The organism is Oceanisphaera sediminis, assembly GCF_039539745.1.
GTDB lineage: Bacteria > Pseudomonadota > Gammaproteobacteria > Enterobacterales > Aeromonadaceae > Oceanimonas > Oceanimonas sediminis.
In genome coordinates this window covers 25,330-45,608 of sequence record NZ_BAABDS010000042.1, presented here as the reverse complement: position 1 = coordinate 45,608, position 20,279 = coordinate 25,330, and the positions used below count along the sequence as shown (strand labels likewise).

The window sequence follows — 20,279 nt, the reverse complement described above, 5'->3', positions numbered from 1 at the left end:
CCCCCTTCGGAATACAAGAGAGGCGCTGGAGCCCCTTGCTATTTGTGCTACCATGGCGCCCTCTTCCACCGACCTTTTCGGATAGCCAGATGACGCATCATCTTGTGGTCACCGCCATTGGTGAAAACAGAGCCGGCATCGTGAACGAAGTGGCGCGCCAGGTCACCGACTGCGGCTGCAATATCGTCGACAGCCGTCTCGGCATCTTCGGCAACGAGTTCACCTTTATCCTGTTGCTGTCCGGCAGCTGGAACCAGATCACCCGACTCGAGACCACACTGCCGCTGTTTGGCCAGAGTCAGGCCCTGATCACCATGATGAAGCGCACTCAGGTGCTGAGCCAGCCGAGCTATGCCCTCAGCGCCGACGTGGAGCTGGTGGTGGCCGACCGCCCCGGCATCGTCAACCGCTGCACCCAGTTTTTCAGCGACCGGGGCTGGGACATTCAGGCCATGCAGAGCCAGACCCTGACCGGCGCCGAGTCCGGCCAGTTTCAGGCGCATTTTCAGCTTAACCTGCCCGAGCAGCTGATCGACAGCGAAGCCGAAGACGCCGTCGATTGCTTGTGCCGCGAGCTGGAATGCGAACGACACAGCCTTCGCCTCAAACGCAAATAATTTCAAGGAGTTCGTCGATGACCTATTTACCCGCAGGCAGCCCCGCCCCTTCTTTTACCCTGCATGATCAGAACGACAAACCGGTCAGCCTGGCCGACTTCAGCGGCAAAAAAGTACTGGTGTATTTTTATCCCAAGGCGATGACCCCGGGTTGCAAGGTACAGGCCTGCGGCCTGCGCGATAGCCGGGCCGAGCTGGAGCAGAAAAATGTGGTGGTGCTGGGCATCAGCCCGGATCCGGTGGCCCGGCTGAAGAAATTCGAGGAAAAAGACGCGCTCAACTTCACCCTGTTGTCCGACGAAGACCACGCCGTGGCCGACGCCTTCGGGGTATGGGGTCTGAAAAAATTCATGGGCAAGGAATACGACGGCATTCACCGCATCAGCTTTCTGATTGACGAGTCAGGCACCGTGACCAAGGTGTTCGACAAGTTCAAGACCAAGGATCACCACCAGGTGGTGATGGATTACCTGAACGAGTGATCCTTGATACCAGGGCCCTCGCCCAAAGGGCCCGCTCCGTCGACTCGCTATAGATACATCCATGTACGCTCTCCGTTTCATCCCTGAAACGGAAGGTCGACGGAGCAGATCCCTTTGGCCTCCTTGATTCTACAGAGTCGTCTGTTGGCGATGTCTTCGGGCAACGCGGAGATCAGAAAGAGGTAACGGAGCCGACCTCCCACGACCGTGAAATGCCAAGGATGGCATTTCCGAGCCCTCAGGGATGAGTTTATGGCGTGTCGTGAGAGGTGGCTGTGTTACCTCTGAACTCGATTTGAATTTAAACCCAACCAATCAGTCTATTTCAAGACGGCTTGTTGAACCGTCCTACCAGCCAGAATCCGGCCAGCATGGCGGCGATGAAAACGCCGGCCTGCCATTGCAGACTGGCGCCCAGCCCCAGTGCCGGCCCGGGGCAGATGCCCGCCAGCCCCCAGCCGATACCGAACAACAGGGCCCCTAACACCAGCCGCTTATCGATAAGCGGCGCCGGCACCCGGGGCAGTTCGGTGCCCAGCGCACACTGGCTTCGCCCTGTTCGGCGCCACAGCCAGTAGCCGGGGGCAAACACCGCCAGCGCCCCGCCCATCACCAGCGCCAGGCTGGGGTCCCAGTCGCCAAACAGATTAAGAAACCCCTGTACCTTGGTCGGATCGACCATACCGGAGACAACCAGGCCCAGCCCGAACAAGCCGCCCGACAGCAGTGCAATCAATAGCAACATGGTTATGCTCCCAATCCAAACAGTGTCACTGTCATGATGCCCGCCGCCATAAACACCAGCGTCGCCACCACCGAACGCCACGACAGCCGCCCCATGCCACAGATGCCGTGGCCGCTGGTGCAACCATTACCCAGCCGGGCACCGATGCCGACCAACAAGCCGGCCAGCACCAGCCTGATGACGGAAAAACGCTCCAGTGACGGGGCGGTAAACCCGCCGCTGTCGAACAGAAAAAACGCCATCAGCATCAATCCCGCCACAAAAGCGATACGCCAGCGTTTATCCGGCATACTGCCAATTCCCGCAATGATTCCACTAATTCCGGCGATACGCCCGGCAGCAAGTAGCAACAACAGGGCGCTGCTGCCGATGAATATGCCGCCCAGCAATGCAGTCCAGGGGGTGAAGTTCACTATGGTCATCACACCACTCCATTTAAATTAGATAATGCTAATGATACCGCACACTTTTAGTTTAGCAATAGCTTATGTATGCATGGTGGCGAATCGGTGTCCTGTTATTTACAAGACGGCGATCAGTCGGCAAGATGGGCGCCATTCGGCAAGTGTGTACTCACAAGGAACATCAGCACCATGCAGTTACCTGCATTGAATCGCCCCCATCATCATCTGTGTTTTTTCAGATTGGATCCGCAGTTTTGCCTGGCTCCGTTAACCGCGCTGCCCGCCGATGATATTCGCCTGCCCGATGCCGATCGCTCGCTGCTCTGTCAGCTTGATGATAACGACCGTCGCCAGCTGGAACAGCTGTGCGCGGCAGAGCAAGCCGCCAGCATCGGCCTGACCATCGCCGGCCGTCGCTGGCAATGTCACCTGGCCCCTACCGAAAACCGCCACTGGCTGCTTAGTGCCGAGATGGGCAAGGTTCAACGGGACGACGAACTGGGTCTGATGGAATGGCAGCTGCAGCAAGGCTGGGAGCAAGCGCCCTCGTCACTGGCGGCCCAGATGCCGATGCTGATGGACACCCTGATCGGTCAGCAGAACGCCGACCGGGTGATATTGTGGCGTCACTATGCGGCAGAAGAAGTGCTGCGCCCCTTGTACAGCCAGGGATTGCCCTTTTCATTGCAACCGGTCAAGGCCGAACGCCGTTATCTGCGTACTCTGCAACAAAGAGGTGGCTTGAGTTACAGCCACTGTGCCGAGCAGCCACTGTTGAGTGCCTTCGGCTACCTGCCAGCCGACGGTATTCAGCACCGGCTCGATGTGCCCCTGCTGGTCGATAAGGCGATAGTCGGGCTGGTGAGTCTGGAATACCGGCGGCAACGCGCGCCGGTCACCGCCGCAGACATGCAGTTTGTTGCGGTCATCGCCGCCCGCCTGGCCGGACTCATTGCCGCACCTGCCATGCCTGCCCCCATCGCCGATATTCATCTCGGCCAGCTGACCCCGGTGCTGTCGCACCATACCGGACAGGACTTTTTCAATCAGTTGATGCAACAACTGGCCACCCTGTGCGGCGCCGATATCGCCCTGGTGGGGTTGCAACATGCTCGAAAAGACAAGGTACGGGTGCTGTCCTGCTATACCGACAATCAGCTGCAGCCCCAATTCAGCTATCATCTGGCCGGAACTCCCTGTCATTTCAGCCTTCAGCCTTCAGCCAACATCTGTGTTCACCATAACCATACCGCCGAACGATTTCCCGACGACCGGGTACTGAAGGAAAAAGGCATTCAGGCCTATATCGGCTTGTCGATAAAAGATCAGCATCAGCAGCCCATCGGCATTCTGGCCCTGCTGTTCAGGCAACCACTGACCCAGACCACCGCCCTGCAGAGTCTGTTGGATCAACTGGAAAACAGGGTAAGAGACGAGCTGCTGCGCCGCCGGGATCAGGAAGCATTAATGGTGGCGGCGGCGGCCTTTGATGCCCAGGAAGGACTCTTTATCACCGATAGCCACATGCAGATACAGCGCGCCAACCAGGCCTTTGCCAACATCAGTGGCTATGAGAGCGACCAGCTGACCGGCCGCTCGGCGTTGAACCTGCGCGCCGAGGATCCGCACAGCACCACGATAGACGCCATTGTGCACGCCATGGAGCAACAGCATCGGTGGCAGGGTGAGCAACGTCTGCTGCGCGCCGACGGTCGCGAGTTGCCGGTCAGCATTCGCATCAGCCAGGTGCGGGATGGCCTGGGCATCATGCACTATGTCTGCTGTGTTGAAGATCTCTCCGAGCAGAAGGCCGACAAGCAGCGCATCGAGCAGATGGCCTATTTCGATGAACTGACCGGCCTGCACAATCGCCGCTTCATGGTGGAGCATATCGCCCATACGGTGGCGCTGGCCGAGCATGAATCGACGCGCGGCGCCTTGTTGCTGCTCGATCTCGATGACTTCAAGAACATCAACGACTCGCTCGGCTATGCCACCGGCGACGACCTGCTGGTACAGGTTGCCGAACGGCTGCATGGCTTTGCCGGCCAAACGGAAGGTATCAGCCTGGCGCGCATTTCCAGCGACGAGTTCGTTCTGCTGTGTCCCGAACTCAGCCACGGTTACACCGGTGCCAAAACCCGGGCCGAACAGCTGGCTCTGGGCCTGCGTGAACAGTTTCTGTTACCGTTTCAGCTCGGTAGCCTGCGCCTGCATCTCAGCGCCAGCATCGGCATCAGCCTGTTTCCGGTGACCGGCATGGGGCTGGAAGAATACCTGCGTCAGGCCGATACCGCCAACCACATCGCCAAGCGGGTCGCCCCCGGCAGCCATGTGTTCTTCAGCCAGGAAATGGCCGACGAGGTTCAGGAGCGGGTGCGCATATCCAATGCCCTGCAACAGGCGCTTATCAACGATGAACTGGAGCTGTATTTTCAGCCCCAGCAGCAGGTGAATGACAACCAGCCGCTGGGCGTCGAGGCACTGTTGCGCTGGCACCCGCCGGGCAAGAAGCCGATCCCGCCCGGCCACTTCATTCCGATAGCGGAAGAAACCTCGCTCATCTGCGATATCGGAGACTGGGTACTGCAACAGGCCTGCAGCCGTATTCAGCGCTGGCAGAGCGAGGGCCATCAGCCGGGCCGGGTATCGGTCAACATCAGTGCCCGCCATTTTCACAGCGCCAACTTTGTTTCCCGGCTGGCGTTGCTGCTGCAACAATACCCGGCCTGTCAACACCGGCTGACGCTGGAGGTAACCGAAGGGGTGATACTCGACAACCTGCAGGAAAGCCGCACGCGCATGGCGCAAATCAAGGCGCTGGGGGTGAACCTGTCCATCGACGATTTCGGTACCGGCTATTCTTCTTTCGCCTACCTGCGGGAGCTGCCGGTGGATGAACTGAAGCTGGATCGCTCCTTTATTCAGCATATCGACAAACGGCCACAAGACAGGGCCATCATTGCCTGCCTGCTGGATCTGGCCCGTACCCTGGAAATGAGCGTGGTGGCTGAAGGCGTGGAAACCGAGCCGCAGCTGGCCACCCTGGCCGAGCTGCACTGTCCGGCCTATCAGGGCTACCTGCGGGCGAGGCCCATGCCGGAAGCCGAGTTACTGCGCTGGCTGGTAGAGTAATAACGGCAGGCCTTCATCGGATCTGCCGTTATGGCCAGCTTGTTGCGGTCACGAGTATTCCGACGGTCGTTACTGCAATACCGCCTCGATGGCCGCCTCGGCACAGGCCTGATCCAGATGGCCACCCGGGGCGCCGCCAATCCCGATACCGCCCACCAATTGCTCACCAACGCGTACCGGCAGTCCGCCACCCAGCATCAGGATGTCCGGATGCATGTCGCGCAATCCGGCCAGGCCCGGTTTTTCGGCAATGAGGTTGGCATATTCGGCGGTAGACTTGCCCAGAGAAGCAGCGGTATAGGCTTTCTTGCGTGCACTTTCTATGGTGTGCGGCCCTGCCAGCTCATCACGCGCCAGCGCCTTGAGCACACCGGAGCGATCCACCACCGCCACGGTGACGTGGTAACCGTCGTTGGCACAGTGCTTGAGCCCCTCGGTCACCAGCTGCTGGGCCGTATCGGTGCTGAGCATAGCGGTACTGAGCACTGTGGTGTTGACGGTTTGCGCCTGAGCTCCCAGGCTGGCCAGGGCCAGTAACGCCAGATATTTTTTCATCATTTTTGTCTCCGTGGTAAATGTCCAAATCACTATACCCACTCCCCCGTGCCACTGCATTACCGCTTCATTACAGAATGAAAGGGGAGCAGGCAGCCCCCGGCGTCACTGTTACAATACCGGCTTATCAATGCATGACGGAAAGCGCCAATGGAACTGTTGCTGGTGGAAGACGACGCCAAAATTGCCGACTTTATTCGGCGCGGACTGGCTGAGCAGGGCTACCGAATACGGCATTATGTGCGGGCGGAAGAGGCGGCATTGGCCGCGAGAGAAGGCGCCCCCGCTCTCGCCATCGTCGATATCATGCTGCCCGGTCAGGACGGCCTTAGCCTGGTACAACAATGGCGCGGCCAGGGCATGGGCTTTCCCATCCTGATGCTGAGCGCTCGCCGCTCGGTGGATGACAGGGTGCAGGGATTACGCCTGGGTGGAGACGACTACCTGACCAAGCCCTTTGCCTTCAGCGAGCTGCTGGCCCGGGTAGAGGTACTGCTGCGCCGCAGCAACACGCATCCGCATTCGTCGGAGCGTCCCCTGCAACTGGCCGATCTGACCCTGGATCCGCTGGGCAAGCAGGCCAGTCGCGCCGGCCAACGTCTGCAACTGCAACCACGGGAATATGTGTTGCTGGAATTATTGCTGCGCCATCAGGGCCGGGTACTGTCTCGCAGCCAGATTCTGGAGCGAGTATGGGACTATCGTTTCGACCCCCAGACCAATGTGGTCGATGTGCTGATCTGCCGATTGCGCAACAAGCTCGACAAGGATCACCCGCAAAAACTGCTGCATACCCTGCGAGGAATAGGCTATGTCCTGCGTATCGACTGAACCCCGCTTCGCCACCGGCTGGATCCTCACCCTCTGGTATCTGCTGCTGATGACCCTGGTGACCGTCGGCCTGCTGCTGGCCGGGGATCACCTGCTGGGCAAGCGCCTGCTGGAGAAAGACCAACAGCTGGTCAGCACCCTGCAGGAAAATTATCACCGGGTCGGCCAGGACGCCGGCCCCGAGAAGCTGCTGCATGTATTGCACCGGGATAGAGAGTTTCTGCAACTCAGCCACTACCGGCTGCGCTTCGACGCCCCCGACGGCCAGCCGCTGTTTGTGGCGGGCCCGTCGCTGCCCGCTCAAACGGCGGGGCTGCTGGACGACGGTAGCTGGAGCCAGAGCATGGCCATTGGCGACCACCGGCTGCACATAGCGCTTGATGCCGGGCCGCGGCAGCAGGATCTGGCTCGCTACCGGCTGACCATGCTGCAACTGATGCTGCCCATGCTGCTGTTCAGCCTGCTGCTGGTGGCCTGGCTGACCCACAGCACCCTGCGGCCCATTCAAGGGCTGATCCTGCGGGTGGCCGGTCTGCAACGAGACGGGCTGGAACAGCCGGTGCCGCTTACCGCCTCTCCGCGCAGCGAGCTGGGCCGGCTGACTCTGCTGTTCAACCAGCAGATGAGCCGGATTCATCGGCTGGTCTGCGGCCTGCGTCATGCCCTGGACAGCGCCGCCCACGATCTGCGCACTCCCCTCACCCGCCAGCGGCTCAGCCTGGAACAGGCGCTGTCGAGTGACGATGCCGCTCAGTGGCGCGAAAGCCTGCTCGACTGCGCCGAAGAAAACCAGCGCATGGAGGCCCTGCTCGGCTATCTGCTGGCCATTACCGCCGCCGAGCAGGGGCTGGATCCGGCCCACGAAAGCGACTGCGAACTGGACGAAATTCTGCGCGACACGGTCGATCTCTACGACATGGCCGCCGAAGACAAGGGCGTGCAACTGACCACCAACATCGACGACGATCTGCGGCTGCGGGGCGATGCCCAGGCCCTGCGCCAGGCCTTCGCCAACCTGCTCGACAACGCACTCAAATACACTCCGGCGGGGGGCAGTATTCGGCTGGAAGCGCATCGGCAACAAGGTAACATTCGGGTCCGGTTTATCGACTCGGGCATCGGCATCGCTCAGGCCGACCTGCCCCATGTGTTCGAACGGCTGTACCGGGCCGACAGCAGCCGGCAAAGTCCCGGCCACGGGCTGGGGCTAACCCTGGTCAAGGCGATACTCGACAATCACAGTGCCCGTATTACCGTCGACTCGGATCAAGGCGGCACCCGTATCGAGTGTCGTTTTCCGGGCGGCTGATACGGACAAAGCGGTTACATAGCCGATCTATTGGGTGGCACGGTAAGGAGAGGATAAAGGGCCCGCTCCGCCGACACGCCATGAATACGTCCATGTAGGCTCCGCCGCGCCATCCCTGGCGCGGAGGGTCGGCGGAGCAGACCCTTCATTCTCCCTGATGCTCCTGCGTGGCCTGTTAGCACTGTCTGGGGGGAGTCGGCGTTAATGAGGAATGTCAATATGATCAAATGCTTAATGGAATTGGTGTTACCTCGAAAAGCATCGAGTGCTAGAATACGAACATCTCAACATTCACAGGATAAGTAATGAAATTTTTCATTTTGGCGGTCGTCATTCTGGTCGTGGGCTTTTACATCATCAGAAATTCAAATCACAAGAAGGCGGCGGTTGAAAACATCGCGGCAGCAAACGAGTTTTTAGCCCAGAACAAAACCAATGATGATGTGCAGGAAACCGCCTCCGGTTTACAGTATCAAATACTGACCAAAGGCGAAGGTGATACTCACCCCAGCGCCAAATCAACGGTCACCGTGCATTACCATGGCACCCTGTTGGACGGCACCGTATTTGACAGCTCGGTAGAACGTGGTGAACCCATCAGCTTCCCCTTGAATCGAGTAATAAGAGGTTGGACCGAAGGCGTGCAATTGATGGTAGTGGGTGACAAGTTCAAGTTTTTCATTCCATCCAAACTCGCCTACGGCAACAGCCCCGCCGGCACCATAAAACCGGGATCCTTGCTGATTTTTGAAGTGGAACTGCTGGAAATCGAATAACTTCAATAGCGCCCTGCTCTCTACGCCACAGACACTATGATAAAAAGCCTGGCTGACCCACTGGCGTAATGCAGCAGGTCAGCCAAAGCTTCCATCAAGTCAGCTTTAAACTCTGCTTAACCAAGCTTGGAGCCTAAATGGAAGGAATTTAGTTATAACGCCTCAAGCAGAGGCGCCAGCTCCGCTGGCGTCATGCTGGCTTGATTTGTTAGATTTCTCTTGCTCTAAGCTTTGATATTCTATTTGTAGCTTTTCAAGTGCTTTTAGGTCGCCTGAATGGTGTTTAAGAAACTTTGCATCTAACCACTCATATAAAGAATTAATTTTTTCACCATACGGTGTCACTAGATCAGATAGCTTTATATTCTTGCTTTGCTTGGCTAAAAAAGATTTGCTAAAAGCTGACCATCGGCTCCACGAAATAAGCTTCTCAGTCTCTAAGCTGATAGTACTTTCGAAATCAGGCTCCCCTCTAGTGAAGCTAATGGACATTTGGCTATGAGGGAGACCTTGATGGAGCATATAGTTTCTTAAGTCTTGGATAAACCTACATAACTCATCCTCTGCATATTCAGACTTAATTTTTTGAGCATACGCTTGATGTAGGGGAGTATCCTTGTAGTGTTTATCAACAAATATCCTTGTGTGCTCAATTAGTGTTTTTGCTGACGCAATAAAGTTGTGAAATAGTCTATTAATTTCTCTATGCGCTTGATGCCCAGCTTCTCTATTTTCCTCAGACATTAGTTTTAGACCAACCTGAGGCGTTTCGATCAATTTCAAGCCTTCATTAAGCTCCTTGAGATTCATGGAGAATATGTTGTAGCTAAAACTGTGACTTTTCATACGATTATGAAACTTCATCCCTGAGCTATCCATTATTTCCTTAAACAATTCATAGCTTCGATTTTCCACGATTCTCTCCTGAAATCTAACATTTTTAATACTAAGCATGCGCATATACACTCATGCTCATATTGATCCTTGGTCATATTCGATATCAACGAACACCCTAACTACAACCATCTGATATTTGATGTTTTTTTAAGTTTCAATGAAAACATGTAAGCACCAGCTTGCAGCAAAACGAGCATTTTGGGCACGTAATGAAAAATAGTTGATATAAGACACCAAGTTTTCAAACCGCGACTTTCTGCTCATTCATTTACATAGGCCATGAACTTCATATGAGACCATTCTGGACGGGGTTACGGTGAAGTGCAATTGAAAAACCAAGGAAATACCGCCGTATGCGGTGGCCTCTGCCAACAGACCATTCCGGTGCATCAGGGAGGATGAAGGGATCTGCTCCGCCGACCCTCCGCGCCAGGGATGGCGCGGCGGAGCCTCAAGGGAAGGATTGACGGCGTGTCGGGGGAGTTGGCCCTTTGTCCGACGTTTATGCCCAGATGAAAGAGAGCATTTGTTTAATGGAAAGTACTAACTGGCGACTTCGTTGCTAATGAAGAGGCGGCTGGGATAGCCTCAGCCGACCATCACATGACAGGACGTCATGTGCTGAGCGTCGCAGGGATGCGGTTTAGCGTGTCGGAAGAGGCTACCCGGTTGCCTCTGAGCTGAATAACAGAGCTTAGGTTCTGCTGCGCAGAACCGGCCGGCTGAAGCGGCCTCTACAAAAGACTGCCCCCCTCTTCTTCAGACACAAAAAAACCGGCCGCAGCCGGTTTTTTCATTCAGCAATAACGCTCATGCTTAGGACAACTTACTTGCCTAACAGGGCGTTCGCCTTTTCTACCACGTTGTCGACGGTGAAGCCGAACAGCTTGAACAGATCACCGGCCGGAGCCGATTCACCGAAGGTAGTCATGCCGATGATGTCGCCACCAAAGCCGACATACTTGTACCAGTAGTCTTTGATGCCGGCTTCCACAGCCAGACGCTTGGTCACGGCGGCGGGCAGCACGCTTTCCTTATATTCGGCAGACTGGGCATCGAACACGTCGGTACAGGGCAGAGACACCACCCGTACCTGCTTGCCGTCGGCACTCAACTGCTCTTGCGCGGCCACGGCCAGCTCGATTTCGGAGCCGGTGGCGATGATGATCAGCTCGGGCGTACCGGCACAATCTTTCAGCACATAACCGCCCTTGGCCACGTCGGCCAGCTGGGCGTCGGTGCGATCGATCTGACCCAGCCCCTGACGAGAGAAAATCAGCGAGGTCGGGCCGTCTTTGCGCTCGATGGCCGCTTTCCAGGCCACGGCAGACTCAACCTGATCACAGGGGCGCCAGGTGCTCATGTTCGGGGTCAGACGCAGCGCAGCAATCTGCTCAACCGGCTGGTGAGTCGGGCCGTCTTCACCCAGACCGATGCTGTCGTGAGTGTAAACGAAGAGGGAGCGCTGCTTCATCAATGCCGCCATGCGCAGGGCGTTGCGGGCATATTCCGTAAACATCAGGAAGGTGCCGCCATAAGGTACAAAACCGCCGTGCAGGGCGATACCGTTCATGATGGCGCTCATGCCGAACTCGCGTACACCATAGTGCAGGTAGTTACCGGAGGCATCTTCGGCACTGATGGGCTGGGAGCCTTTGTGCATGGTCAGGTTGCTGGGGGCCAGATCGGCACTGCCGCCAAGCAGCTCGGGCAGAATGGCACCAAAAGCGTCCAGTGCGTTCTGGGACGCCTTGCGGGTGGCAATCTTGGCCGGGTTGGCCTGCAGCGTCTTGATGAAATCGGCACTTTGCGCGGCCCAGTCGGCCGGCAGCTCGCCGTTGACACGACGCTTGAACTCGGCAGCCAGCTCGGGGTGAGCGGCAGCGTAGGCGGCAAACTGCTCGTTCCACTGTGCTTCTGCAGCGTTGCCTTTTTCTTTGGCATCCCACTCGGCATAGATGTCGGCAGGGATTTCAAACGGCGCATGGCTCCAGCCCAACTGCTCGCGGGTAGCGGCAATTTCAGCTTCGCCCAGCGGTGCACCGTGACAGTCGTGGCTGCCGCCCTTGTTCGGCGAGCCAAAACCGATCACGGTTTTGCAGCAAATCAGGGTCGGGCGTGAAGTGTCGGCACGGGCGGCGTCGATGGCGGCGGTCAGGGCCGCACTGTCATGGCCGTCCACGTCGGCAATCACCTGCCAGCCGTAGGCTTCGAAGCGCTTCGGGGTATCGTCGCTGAACCAGCCGTCTACTTCACCATCGATGGAGATGCCGTTGTCATCCCAGAAGGCAATCAGCTTGCCCAGACCCAGAGTACCGGCCAGGGAGCAGGCTTCGTGGGAGATGCCTTCCATCAGACAGCCGTCACCCAGGAAGGTGTAGGTGTGATGGTCTACTACTTCATGGCCGGGGCGGTTGAACTGGGCGGCCAGGGATTTTTCGGCGATGGCCATGCCCACGGCATTGGTGATGCCCTGACCCAGAGGGCCGGTGGTGGTTTCGATGCCCGGTGCATAACCGTACTCCGGGTGGCCCGGGGTCTTGGAGTGCAGCTGGCGGAACTGTTTGAGATCGTCGATGGACAGCTCATAGCCGGTCAGGTGCAGCAAAGAGTACAGCAGCATGGAGCCGTGACCGTTAGACAGAATGAAGCGGTCGCGGTCAGCCCAGTTGGGGTTGCCGGGGTTGTGCTTGAGGTAGTGGCGCCACAACACCTCGGCGATATCCGCCATGCCCATGGGGGCGCCGGGGTGACCGGAATTGGCTTTCTGTACCGCATCCATACTGAGTGCGCGCACGGCATTGGCCAGCACTTGACGAGAAGGCATCGACATCTCCTGAGAACATTAACTTGAAAGGGGTGAAGAAAACGGCGGTATTGTCCCAAAGACGGCCTGAGGGCGCAAATCTAATCTCCCAGCTCAAACGGATAGTCTAACGGGTGGCCAAACGGAGTGGGCAAACCAGACAGCCAGACGACTTTTTACTGGCAATCGGGCCGACGCCTCTCTAGAATAGCCATCCAGATGTTAATACCGCCGTATTCGGTGCGTCATTACACCCCAGATTAATTCAAGTTAGGAAACTACCATGGCCAGACTGTTTACCTCCGAGTCCGTATCCGAAGGTCATCCGGACAAAATTGCCGATCAGATCTCCGATGCGGTACTGGACGCCATCATCGAGCAGGATCCCAAGGCGCGCGTGGCCTGCGAAAGCTTCGTCAAAACCGGCATGGTGATCGTGGGCGGTGAAATCTCCACCAGCGCCTGGGTCGACATCGAAGAGCTGGTACGCCGTACCGTGCGTGACATCGGCTACACCAGCTCCGACATGGGTTTTGACGGCGAAAGCTGCGCCGTGCTCAACGCCATCGGTAAACAGTCTCCGGATATCGCCATGGGCGTGGATCGGGTAGATGAAGACCCCTACGCTCAGGGTGCCGGCGATCAGGGCCTGATGTTCGGTTATGCGTCCAACGAAACCGACGTGCTGATGCCCGCCCCCGTTACCTACGCCCATCGTCTGGTCAAGCGTCAGGCCCATGTGCGCAAGGCCCGCGAACTGCCCTGGTTGCGCCCGGACGCCAAGTCTCAGGTGACTTTCGTCTACGACGACAACGGCAAGCCGGTAGGCATCGACACCGTGGTGCTGTCTACCCAGCACAGCCCGGACATTGACCAGGCCACCCTGCGTGAAGCGGTGATGGAGATGATCATCAAGCCGGTGCTGCCCGCCGAGTGGCTGACCAGGAACACCAAGTTCCATATCAACCCGACCGGCCAGTTCATTATCGGTGGCCCCATGGGTGACTGTGGCCTGACCGGACGCAAGATCATCGTCGACACCTACGGCGGCATGGCCCGTCACGGTGGCGGCGCCTTCTCGGGCAAGGATCCGTCCAAGGTGGACCGCTCCGCCGCTTATGCCGCCCGCTACGTGGCCAAGAACATAGTGGCCGCCGGCCTGGCCGACCGCTGTGAGATTCAGGTTTCCTACGCCATCGGCGTGGCCGAGCCCACTTCCATCAGCGTGGAAACCTTCGGCACCGGCAAGGTGTCAGAAGAGTTGCTCGACGCCCTGGTACGCGAGCACTTCGATCTGCGCCCCTACGGCCTGATCCAGATGCTGGACCTGAATCGTCCCATCTATCAGTCTACCGCCGCCTACGGCCACTTCGGTCGGGACGAATTCCCCTGGGAAGCGACCGACAAGGCAGAGCTACTGCGCGACGCCGCCGGCCTGAAGTAAGTTGATAAAGGGGAAGCGAAAGCTTCCCCTTTTTATATGTCAGAAGCCCTTGGGTTGCTGACAACTATCGCCATGCGAAGCGGCAGTGCGGTTGCCCTCCGCCGACACGCTTCAAGCCCATCCCTGGGACGCTCGGCACATGCCATCTGACCGGCAGGGATGGCGGGAATGCCGACATAGCAGGAGCATTTGTTGGCCTTGGCATGTGACGGTCGGCTACGGCAATCCCCACTGCCGTTTCGTGAAACAGCGGTGCTGTCTGCCGAATACTGACAGCCAACTCGGTATCAACAAGAAGGGCAAAGGGTGTCTGCTTCGCCGCGCCCTCTGCGCCATGGATGGCGCAGCGGAGCCCCCATGGATGGGTTCACGGCGGGCCGGAGAAGCAGTGCGCTTTGCCTGACGAAAGCGCACGGTACAGCAAACGGCAAGAACCTGTGACTAAGAGGCAAGCCTACAGCTTTACAAACATGAAACCTGATGACGCCCTTTTTAAGCGAGTACAAGACAGAGTCACCGAGTGTATGACGCTTGCCGCCCAAAAACTGGACCGCGAGTTTTCGCCGCCGGTCGTCAACTTTAACCAGCGCGGCCGCATCGCCGGCTCGGCCTGGCTGGAACGCTGGGAGCTGCGCTTCAACCCGGTATTACTGGCCGACAACGAGGCCGAATTCATGGCCGAGATCATTCCCCATGAAGTGGCCCATCTGGTGGCCTTCACCTGCTTCGGCAAGGTCAAACCGCACGGCTGGGAATGGCAGAGCATCATGCGGTCGGTGTTCGGGCTCACGCCGCGTACCCGTCACCGGCTGAACACCGCCAAAGTAGCCCCAACCTTCAGCTACGACTGCGGTTGTCGCCGGCATCAGCTGAGTTTACGTCGCCATAACAGCATTCAACGCGGCAAACGGCGCTATCAATGCCTGCATTGTAATAAACTGTTGTCGTTATCCACGACAGACATCCCAAAAAGGAAAGTCCCATGATCAAGATTGGCGATCAACTCCCCGAACAGAGCTTTACCTTTATCACCGACGCCGGCAAGAGCAGCGCCGACAGCACCGCGCTCTTTGGCGGCAAGAAGGTGGTGATCTTCGCCGTACCCGGCGCCTTTACCCCCACCTGCTCCAACGCTCACCTGCCCGGCTTTGTGGCCCTGGCCGACCGGTTCAGGGCCAAAGGCGTGGATCTCTACTGTCTGTCGGTCAACGATGCCTTCGTGATGCGCGCCTGGCAGCAGGCGCAGAATGCCGGAGCCATTACCATGCTGGCCGACGGCAACGGCGCCTTTACCCAGGCGCTGGGTCTGGCCAAGGACACCGGTGACTTCGGTGGCCTGCGCGCCCAGCGTTTTGCACTGGTGGCAGAAAATGGCGTGGTCACCGCCCTGCAGGTGGAGGCACCGGGCAAGTTTGAGGTCTCTTCTGCCGACGCCATGCTGGCCCTGGTGTAATACCAATTCCAGTAATGATCTGATCATATTAAGGCCTCAGATCAGAGGCAATACAGCCACCTCCCACGACACGCCACTGGGCTAGCCATCTTTGCTGGGTAACGGCTGCGAATATTCACTGGATATTCGGTCCATTACCCAACAAAGATATACGGCAGCAAGCTGCCCCATGGGGGCTCGGAAATGCTGTCTGACCGCCAGGGATGGTGGGAATGCCGGAACGGCAGGAGCACTTTTCGGCCCTGGCATTTCACGGTCGTGGGAGCCGTTCTCTGTTGCCTCTTCTTGAACACCGAGTTGCCCGAAGGCAGCACCAACAGGTGACTCTGCTGCATCTAGGAGGACAAAGGGATCTGCTCAGCCGACCATCCGCGCCACGGATGGCGCGGCTGAGCCCCCAGGGGGCGAGCTTGCTCGCCGTGACGAGCCGTTTCAGCCTGACCGAATATCCAGTGAATATTCGCAGTAGGCTGAAACAACGAGTGTCATGTCACACGGCGAGTCGGCGGAGCGGGCCCTTTGTTCGACTTTTATACGAAAATGAAATAGATCATTTGTTTAATTCTCACTCCCCCCCTCCCGCCATGAGCCCTTTCCCCGCCCCTGTTGCGGGTGGTAAACTGCCCCATTACAAAACCATAAAAAATAACGAGTCGTGCGCTATTTCATTTTACTTTTGGGCTTCAGCTCCTGGCTGGCCTATGGCGAAGCCTTGTCTTTTCGTCAGGCCAAGCGGGCGGCGCCCGCTATTTATAACGATCATCCGATCACCTTTTACTGCGGCTGCCCTATCGGTGCCAATGGCAAGAAACTGGTGCCGGATCTGGCACGCTGTGGCTATCAGGTGCGTAAACAACAAAAACGGGCCAGCCGTATCGAGTGGGAACATGTGGTTCCGGCATGGGAGTTGGGTCATCAGCGCCAGTGTTGGCAGCAGGGAGGCCGCAAGAACTGCACCCGCAACGATACGCTGTTCAAACAGATGGAAGGGGACTTGCACAACCTGGTGCCGGCGGTGGGTGAGGTCAACGGCGACCGCTCCAACTATCGCTTTTCAGAATGGAACGGCCGGCCGAATCAATATGGGCGTTGTCAGATGCTGGTCGACTTCAAGGGCCGAAAAGTCCAGCCGCCCACGGCCAGCCGGGGGGCCATCGCACGCACCTATCTGTATATGCAACGGCAATACAAACTGAAGATCGCCTCGCAGCAACTGAAACTGTTTGAAGTCTGGAACCGGCAATATCCGGCCAGCAAATGGGAATGCGAACGAGATCGTCGCATCAGCGCCATTCAGGGCAACAGCAACCCCTTTGTAAAGGAACAGTGCAAACATTATGCGTATACCCAGAATCCATGAACCCGCAGCCCTGTCTTGCGGCGTAGAACTGGCACTGTCTGAAGATGGGGCCAATCATGTGGGCCGGGTGCTGCGCATGCAGCCCGGTCAGCAACTGGTGCTGTTCAACGGCCAGGGTGGCCAGTATCAGGCCGAAATCCTGCAGGCCGATAAAAAATCGGTGCGGGTGCGCGTCGGCGACTTCGACAATGCCGACTGCGAATCACCGCTGCATTTTCATCTGGGGCAGGTGATCAGCCGCGGTGACAAGATGGAGTTCACCATTCAGAAGTCGGTCGAACTGGGCGTCAATGTGATCACCCCGCTGTTCTCCAGCCGCTGCGGCGTCAAGCTGTCCGGCGAGCGACTGGAGAAGAAGCTGCAGCAATGGCAGAACATCGCCATCGCCGCCTGCGAGCAATGTGGCCGCAACCGTATTCCCGACATTCGCCCGGCCATGACGCTGGAACAATGGCTGGCCGAAGACACCACCGACCTCAAACTCAACCTGCACCCCAGAGCCGACTACAGCGTGGGTACCCTGCCCGCCCCCGACGCCGGCCTCAGGCTGCTGGTCGGCCCCGAGGGCGGCCTGTCCGATGACGAAATCATCCAGGCCCGCACCCGCGGCTTTATTGATATACTGCTTGGCCCCAGGGTGCTGAGAACAGAAACCGCGGCCCTGACCGCCATTACCGCCCTGCAATGCCGCTTTGGAGATCTTGCATGACCATTAAACTGGGAATCGTGATGGACCCCATTCAGTCCATCAATATCAAGAAAGACACCAGCTTCGCCATGCTGCTGGAGGCCCAGCATCGGGGCTATGAGCTGTGGTACATGGAAATGAGCGATCTCAGCCTGCGCGACGGCGAGGCCTTCGGCCACATGGCGCGGCTGACCGTCAAGGAAGACGCCAACCAGTGGTTTACCCTGGAAGAAGCCGAACGCCAGCCGTTGAGCTCGCTCGACGTGATTCTGATGCGCAAGGATCCCCCCTTCGACACCGAATTCATTTACGCCACCTACCTGCTGGAACGGGCCGAAAGCGAAGGCACCCTGATCGTCAACAAGCCCCAGAGTCTGCGTGACGCCAACGAAAAACTGTATACCGCCTGGTTTTCCGAGTTCACACCGCCCACCCTGGTCAGCCGCAAGGGCAGTGATATTCGCGCCTTTCATCAGGAGCATCAGGACATCATCATCAAGCCGCTCGACGGCATGGGTGGCGCCTCGATTTTTCGAGTGAAGCAGGATGATCCCAACCTGGGCGTGATCATCGAAACCCTGACCGAGCACGGCAGCCGCTATTGCATGGTGCAGGCGTATATTCCCGCCATTACCGACGGCGACAAGCGGGTGCTGGTGGTGGATGGCGAGCCGGTGCCCTACTGCCTGGCCCGTATTCCCCAGGGCGGTGAAACCCGGGGTAACCTGGCCGCCGGTGGCCGGGGCGAAGCCCGCCCCCTGAGCGACAGCGATCGCCGCATTGCCGAGGCCCTGGGTCCGGTACTGAAGGAAAAGGGACTGATCTTTGTGGGGCTGGATATTATCGGCGACAAACTGACCGAAGTGAATGTGACCAGCCCGACCTGTGTGCGGGAAATTGAAGCCGCCTTTCCGGTCAACATCACCGGCATGCTGATGGACGCCATCGAAAAGCGTCTATCCTGACAATAATGCCCGACCCGAATCCCGCCGGCGTTGCGCCGGCGGGGCCATTCCCGACCCAAGACGAGATGACATGGACTCACTGCAACATCATTTTCTTATTGCCATGCCCAGCCTCAAGGATCCCTTCTTCGCCGGCTCCGTGACTTATATCTGTGAGCACAACGACGAAGGTGCCATGGGGCTGGTGATCAATATTCCCATCGATATGCCGCTGCATGAGCTGTTGCATCAGCTGGAAATGGAGCCAGACGATGTGCCCGAGATGGACACGCCGGTGCTGCAGGGTGGGCCGGTAGCCGCCGATCGGGGCTTTGTCCTGCACAGCCCGGTGGAAGGATTCAGTTCCAGCCAGTTACTGAGCGATAATCTGATGATTACCACCTCGCCGGATGTCCTGGAAACCCTGGGCACCGACCAGGCACCCGAGCATTATCTGGTGGCGCTGGGTTATGCGGGCTGGACCCCGGGACAACTGGAGCAAGAGCTGACGGAAAACAGCTGGCTGACCATTCCGGCCGACACGGCGCTTATCTTCGACACCCCCCTCGCCCAGCGCTGGCATCAGGCCATCGCCCGGTTAGGCATAGACGCCCGTCACCTCTCGTCTCAGGTAGGTCATGCATGAGCCTGACCTTGCTGGGTTTCGACTATGGCACCAAGAGCATCGGCGTGGCGGTCGGTCAGCAGATCACCGGCTCGGCCCGCCCGCTGCTGGCACTGAAAGCCAACGAGGGCGTGCCCAACTGGGATCAGATTGAAGCCCTACTGAAGGAGTGGCAACCGGGCCTGCTGGTGGTCGGCCTACCACTCAACATGGATGGCACCGAGCAGGACATCAGCCGCCGCGCCCGCAAGTTCGCCAACCGACTGCACGGTCGCTTCGGCATCAAGGTCGAACTGCAGGACGAGCGCCTGACCACCACCGATGCCCGCGCCCGCCTGTTCGAGGCCGGTGGCTACAAGGCGCTGGGCAAAGACGCGGTAGATGCGGTGTCGGCCCAGTTGATCCTGGAGTCCTGGATGGAAAGCAATTACTCGTAATACCAATCCCAGCAATGATCTGGTCATATCAAGGCCTCAGATCAGAAGCAACACAGCCGCCTCCCTCGACACGCCATAAACCCATCCCTGGGGGCTCGGAAATGCCATCCCTGGCATTTCACGGTCGTGGGAGGCGATCTCTGCTGCCTCTTCTCGAGCATCGAGTTGTCTGTAGACGGCGCTAACAGGCAACTCCGGTGCATCAAGGAGGACAAAGGGATCTGTTCAGCCGACCATCCGCGCCACGGATGGCGCGGCTGAGCCTCCAGGGAGGGATTCACGGCGAGTCGGAGGAACGGGCCCTTTGTTCGACTTTTATACAAAAATGAAATAGATCATTTGTTTAGTGGGATTGGTATTACTCCACTCCTCAGATGCTAAAAAACAAAAAACCCGCCGAAGCGGGTTTTTTAGGTCTTGAATTACCGAAGGGTAATTACAGAACCTGAATCTGTGAAGCCTGCGGACCCTTGGCACCTTCAGTAGCGGTGTAGGATACAGCCTGGCCTTCTGCCAGAGTTTTGAAGCCACTACCGACGATTTCGGAGAAGTGGGCGAACAAGTCTTTGCTGCCATCAGCCGGAGTGATGAAACCAAAACCTTTTGCTTCGTTAAACCATTTTACGGTACCGTTAGCCATTTTATCTTACCTTTATTTTAGTGACGAGCTCGTGCTCGGAAAATGCAACAAAATCAAATAAGGGAAGCTTGGTGATGACTGTAGTGCCGTAAGGAACGAACAATATACAAAGGCCGCGCTAACTTGAAACT

20 protein-coding genes are annotated in these 20,279 nt (G+C 57.9%); 14 read left to right on the top strand and 6 right to left on the bottom strand.

Going from position 1 to position 20,279, the window contains the following annotated elements:
• The first annotated feature begins 89 nt into the window (after positions 1-89).
• Positions 90-617 carry a glycine cleavage system transcriptional repressor gene (locus ABD827_RS15315; RefSeq protein ID WP_298719160.1) on the top strand — a complete coding sequence of 176 codons (528 nt, stop codon included), beginning with the start codon at positions 90-92 and terminating at the stop codon, positions 615-617.
• A gap of 17 nt (positions 618-634) precedes the next feature.
• Positions 635-1,099, top strand: a complete 465-nt coding sequence (gene bcp, locus ABD827_RS15310; RefSeq protein ID WP_344965550.1) for a thioredoxin-dependent thiol peroxidase — start codon at positions 635-637, stop codon at positions 1,097-1,099.
• Between the two features lie 325 nt (positions 1,100-1,424).
• Here bcp and ABD827_RS15305 read toward each other — a convergent pair whose 3' ends face one another.
• A complete protein-coding gene (locus ABD827_RS15305; RefSeq protein ID WP_344965548.1) occupies positions 1,425-1,844 on the bottom strand; it encodes a DUF6691 family protein in 420 nt (139 codons plus the stop codon).
• Positions 1,845-1,846: 2 nt separating this feature from the next.
• Complete coding sequence (locus tag ABD827_RS15300) at positions 1,847-2,266, bottom strand: YeeE/YedE family protein (protein WP_344965546.1); 420 nt, start codon at positions 2,264-2,266, stop codon at positions 1,847-1,849.
• A 171-nt stretch (positions 2,267-2,437) separates the two neighbouring features.
• On the opposite strand from ABD827_RS15300, the gene ABD827_RS15295 reads away from it, so the two are divergent.
• On the top strand, positions 2,438-5,383 hold the full coding sequence (locus tag ABD827_RS15295) for a sensor domain-containing phosphodiesterase (RefSeq protein ID WP_344965545.1): 2,946 nt from the start codon (positions 2,438-2,440) through the stop codon (positions 5,381-5,383).
• Between the two features lie 69 nt (positions 5,384-5,452).
• Here ABD827_RS15295 and ABD827_RS15290 read toward each other — a convergent pair whose 3' ends face one another.
• On the bottom strand, positions 5,453-5,941 hold the full coding sequence (locus ABD827_RS15290) for a GlcG/HbpS family heme-binding protein (protein WP_344965543.1): 489 nt from the start codon (positions 5,939-5,941) through the stop codon (positions 5,453-5,455).
• 147 nt (positions 5,942-6,088) lie between these two features.
• On the opposite strand from ABD827_RS15290, the gene ABD827_RS15285 reads away from it, so the two are divergent.
• From ABD827_RS15285 to bamJ, 3 genes are all read left to right on the top strand, one after another.
• On the top strand, positions 6,089-6,769 hold the full coding sequence (locus tag ABD827_RS15285) for a winged helix-turn-helix domain-containing protein (protein WP_344965542.1): 681 nt from the start codon (positions 6,089-6,091) through the stop codon (positions 6,767-6,769).
• Positions 6,750-8,078, top strand: a complete 1,329-nt coding sequence (locus ABD827_RS15280) for a sensor histidine kinase (protein ID WP_344965540.1) — start codon at positions 6,750-6,752, stop codon at positions 8,076-8,078. The genes ABD827_RS15285 and ABD827_RS15280 overlap by 20 nt, the downstream gene beginning before the upstream one ends.
• 305 nt (positions 8,079-8,383) lie before the next feature.
• Positions 8,384-8,854, top strand: a complete 471-nt coding sequence (gene bamJ / locus ABD827_RS15275) for a BamJ family beta-barrel-assembly machinery protein (protein WP_344965539.1) — start codon at positions 8,384-8,386, stop codon at positions 8,852-8,854.
• Positions 8,855-9,016: 162 nt separating this feature from the next.
• On the opposite strand, the gene ABD827_RS15270 is transcribed toward bamJ, so the two are convergent.
• Together ABD827_RS15270 and tkt are read right to left on the bottom strand one after the other, a co-directional pair.
• Positions 9,017-9,769, bottom strand: a complete 753-nt coding sequence (locus tag ABD827_RS15270) for a hypothetical protein (protein ID WP_344965538.1) — start codon at positions 9,767-9,769, stop codon at positions 9,017-9,019.
• An 808-nt stretch (positions 9,770-10,577) separates the two neighbouring features.
• Entirely contained in the window at positions 10,578-12,578 is a 2,001-nt protein-coding gene (tkt, locus tag ABD827_RS15265) for a transketolase (RefSeq protein ID WP_344965537.1), read from the bottom strand.
• Positions 12,579-12,840: 262 nt separating this feature from the next.
• Between tkt and metK the strand changes: the two genes are divergently transcribed.
• The 8 genes from metK (at position 12,841) to ruvX (ending at position 19,508) form a co-directional block, all read left to right on the top strand.
• The gene (gene metK, locus ABD827_RS15260; protein WP_344965536.1) at positions 12,841-14,001 is read left to right on the top strand and encodes a methionine adenosyltransferase; all 1,161 of its coding nucleotides are present in this window, start codon (positions 12,841-12,843) and stop codon (positions 13,999-14,001) included.
• A 470-nt stretch (positions 14,002-14,471) separates the two neighbouring features.
• Complete coding sequence (locus ABD827_RS15255) at positions 14,472-14,987, top strand: SprT family zinc-dependent metalloprotease (protein ID WP_344965535.1); 516 nt, start codon at positions 14,472-14,474, stop codon at positions 14,985-14,987.
• Complete coding sequence (locus tag ABD827_RS15250) at positions 14,984-15,454, top strand: peroxiredoxin (protein WP_344965534.1); 471 nt, start codon at positions 14,984-14,986, stop codon at positions 15,452-15,454. The genes ABD827_RS15255 and ABD827_RS15250 overlap by 4 nt, the downstream gene beginning before the upstream one ends.
• 655 nt (positions 15,455-16,109) lie before the next feature.
• Complete coding sequence (locus tag ABD827_RS15245) at positions 16,110-16,814, top strand: endonuclease (protein WP_298719183.1); 705 nt, start codon at positions 16,110-16,112, stop codon at positions 16,812-16,814.
• Complete coding sequence (gene rsmE / locus ABD827_RS15240; protein ID WP_344965533.1) at positions 16,792-17,523, top strand: 16S rRNA (uracil(1498)-N(3))-methyltransferase; 732 nt, start codon at positions 16,792-16,794, stop codon at positions 17,521-17,523. The genes ABD827_RS15245 and rsmE overlap by 23 nt, the downstream gene beginning before the upstream one ends.
• Entirely contained in the window at positions 17,520-18,467 is a 948-nt protein-coding gene (gene gshB / locus ABD827_RS15235) for a glutathione synthase (RefSeq protein ID WP_344965532.1), read from the top strand. The genes rsmE and gshB overlap by 4 nt, the downstream gene beginning before the upstream one ends.
• A 70-nt stretch (positions 18,468-18,537) precedes the next feature.
• The gene (locus ABD827_RS15230) at positions 18,538-19,092 is read left to right on the top strand and encodes a YqgE/AlgH family protein (protein ID WP_344965531.1); all 555 of its coding nucleotides are present in this window, start codon (positions 18,538-18,540) and stop codon (positions 19,090-19,092) included.
• Complete coding sequence (gene ruvX / locus ABD827_RS15225; protein WP_344965530.1) at positions 19,089-19,508, top strand: Holliday junction resolvase RuvX; 420 nt, start codon at positions 19,089-19,091, stop codon at positions 19,506-19,508. Before ABD827_RS15230 ends, ruvX begins: the two co-directional genes overlap by 4 nt.
• A gap of 436 nt (positions 19,509-19,944) precedes the next feature.
• On the opposite strand, the gene ABD827_RS15220 is transcribed toward ruvX, so the two are convergent.
• The gene (locus ABD827_RS15220; protein ID WP_071473096.1) at positions 19,945-20,148 is read right to left on the bottom strand and encodes a cold-shock protein; all 204 of its coding nucleotides are present in this window, start codon (positions 20,146-20,148) and stop codon (positions 19,945-19,947) included.
• Positions 20,149-20,279 lie beyond the last annotated feature (131 nt).

Coding starts and splice junctions, on each gene's coding strand:
- bamJ (WP_344965539.1), top strand. CDS start 8,384: ATGAAATTTTTCATTTTGGCGGTCGTCATTCTGGTCGTGGGCTTTTAC.
- ABD827_RS15300 (WP_344965546.1), bottom strand. CDS start 2,266: ATGACCATAGTGAACTTCACCCCCTGGACTGCATTGCTGGGCGGCATA.
- ABD827_RS15285 (WP_344965542.1), top strand. CDS start 6,089: ATGGAACTGTTGCTGGTGGAAGACGACGCCAAAATTGCCGACTTTATT.
- metK (WP_344965536.1), top strand. CDS start 12,841: ATGGCCAGACTGTTTACCTCCGAGTCCGTATCCGAAGGTCATCCGGAC.
- ABD827_RS15220 (WP_071473096.1), bottom strand. CDS start 20,148: ATGGCTAACGGTACCGTAAAATGGTTTAACGAAGCAAAAGGTTTTGGT.
- ABD827_RS15280 (WP_344965540.1), top strand. CDS start 6,750: ATGTCCTGCGTATCGACTGAACCCCGCTTCGCCACCGGCTGGATCCTC.
- bcp (WP_344965550.1), top strand. CDS start 635: ATGACCTATTTACCCGCAGGCAGCCCCGCCCCTTCTTTTACCCTGCAT.
- ruvX (WP_344965530.1), top strand. CDS start 19,089: ATGAGCCTGACCTTGCTGGGTTTCGACTATGGCACCAAGAGCATCGGC.
- ABD827_RS15255 (WP_344965535.1), top strand. CDS start 14,472: ATGAAACCTGATGACGCCCTTTTTAAGCGAGTACAAGACAGAGTCACC.
- ABD827_RS15295 (WP_344965545.1), top strand. CDS start 2,438: ATGCAGTTACCTGCATTGAATCGCCCCCATCATCATCTGTGTTTTTTC.
- ABD827_RS15230 (WP_344965531.1), top strand. CDS start 18,538: ATGGACTCACTGCAACATCATTTTCTTATTGCCATGCCCAGCCTCAAG.
- gshB (WP_344965532.1), top strand. CDS start 17,520: ATGACCATTAAACTGGGAATCGTGATGGACCCCATTCAGTCCATCAAT.
- ABD827_RS15315 (WP_298719160.1), top strand. CDS start 90: ATGACGCATCATCTTGTGGTCACCGCCATTGGTGAAAACAGAGCCGGC.
- rsmE (WP_344965533.1), top strand. CDS start 16,792: ATGCGTATACCCAGAATCCATGAACCCGCAGCCCTGTCTTGCGGCGTA.
- ABD827_RS15305 (WP_344965548.1), bottom strand. CDS start 1,844: ATGTTGCTATTGATTGCACTGCTGTCGGGCGGCTTGTTCGGGCTGGGC.
- ABD827_RS15290 (WP_344965543.1), bottom strand. CDS start 5,941: ATGATGAAAAAATATCTGGCGTTACTGGCCCTGGCCAGCCTGGGAGCT.
- tkt (WP_344965537.1), bottom strand. CDS start 12,578: ATGCCTTCTCGTCAAGTGCTGGCCAATGCCGTGCGCGCACTCAGTATG.
- ABD827_RS15250 (WP_344965534.1), top strand. CDS start 14,984: ATGATCAAGATTGGCGATCAACTCCCCGAACAGAGCTTTACCTTTATC.